Annotated in this window: 1 pseudogene; it reads left to right on the plus strand. The window is 66.7% G+C overall.

Annotation, left to right across the window (positions count from 1 at the left end):
• Nucleotides 1–366 (plus strand): annotated as a pseudogene (locus RZR99_RS33165) (mammalian cell entry protein); the annotation flags it as partial.

Consider the following 366-nt stretch of genomic DNA (forward strand, 5'->3'; position numbering starts at 1 on the left):
ACGATGCCGGTGACGATGAACGTCTACCCCGAGCGGCTCGGCCGGCGCTTCCGCGAAGCGGTTCAGAGCAAGGGCGAGGCGGCGCGCCGCGACATCCTGGTGCGTCTCGTCGAGCACGGGCTGCGCGGCCAGCTGCGCACCGGCAACCTGCTGACGAGCCAGCTGTACGTCGCGCTCGATTTCTTCCCGAAGGCGCCGGCCGTGAAGATCGACGTCGCTCACGCGCCGGTCGAACTGCCGACCGTGCCGAACACGCTCGACGAACTGCAGCTGCAGGTCGCCGACATCGCGAAGAAGCTCGACAAGGTGCCGTTCGACCAGATCGGCAACAACCTGAACGAAGCGCTGAAGAACGCCGACAAGCTG

Source organism: Burkholderia alba (assembly GCF_034721475.1).
Lineage (GTDB): Bacteria > Pseudomonadota > Gammaproteobacteria > Burkholderiales > Burkholderiaceae > Burkholderia > Burkholderia alba.